The organism is Vibrio sp. 1580, from assembly GCF_033340055.1.
The window spans coordinates 1-820 of sequence record NZ_JAWOVT010000173.1 but is presented as its reverse complement, the minus strand read 5'-3'; the positions used below and the strand labels follow the sequence as shown (position 1 = coordinate 820).

The window sequence follows — 820 nt, the reverse complement described above, 5'->3', positions numbered from 1 at the left end:
GGCACTGTTGCAAATAGTCGGTGGTGATAAACTTATCATCCCCTTTTGCTGATGGAGCTGCACATGAACCCATTCAAAGGCCGGCATTTTCAGCGTGACATCATTCTGTGGGCCGTACGCTGGTACTGCAAATACGGCATCAGTTACCGTGAGCTGCAGGAGATGCTGGCTGAACGCGGAGTGAATGTCGATCACTCCACGATTTACCGCTGGGTTCAGCGTTATGCGCCTGAAATGGAAAAACGGCTGCGCTGGTACTGGCGTAACCCTTCCGATCTTTGCCCGTGGCACATGGATGAAACCTACGTGAAGGTCAATGGCCGCTGGGCGTATCTGTACCGGGCCGTCGACAGCCGGGGCCGCACTGTCGATTTTTATCTCTCCTCCCGTCGTAACAGCAAAGCTGCATACCGGTTTCTGGGTAAAATCCTCAACAACGTGAAGAAGTGGCAGATCCCGCGATTCATCAACACGGATAAAGCGCCCGCCTATGGTCGCGCGCTTGCTCTGCTCAAACCCGAAGGCCGGTGCCCGTCTGACGTTGAACACCGACAGATTAAGTACCGGAACAACGTGATTGAATGCGATCATGGCAAACTGAAACGGATAATCGGCGCCACGCTGGGATTTAAATCCATGAAGACGGCTTACGCCACCATCAAAGGTATTGAGGTGATGCGTGCACTACGCAAAGGCCAGGCCTCAGCATTTTATTATGGTGATCCCCTGGGCGAAATGCGCCTGGTAAGCAGAGTTTTTGAAATGTAAGGCCTTTGAATAAGACAAAAGGCTGCCTCATCGCTAACTTTGCAACAGTGCC

At 52.4% G+C, this 820-nt stretch carries 1 protein-coding gene; it reads left to right on the top strand.

Features of this window, described 5'->3' with window-relative positions; translation table 11 throughout:
* The first annotated feature begins 63 nt into the window (after positions 1-63).
* The gene (locus R7093_RS24805; RefSeq protein ID WP_276443182.1) at positions 64-768 is read left to right on the top strand and encodes an IS6-like element IS26 family transposase; all 705 of its coding nucleotides are present in this window, start codon (positions 64-66) and stop codon (positions 766-768) included.
* Positions 769-820: the final 52 nt, after the last annotated feature.

Bases quoted from the DNA above. Each gene is read 5' to 3' on its own strand.
- R7093_RS24805 (WP_276443182.1), top strand. From the start codon at position 64: ATGAACCCATTCAAAGGCCGGCATTTTCAGCGTGACATCATTCTGTGG.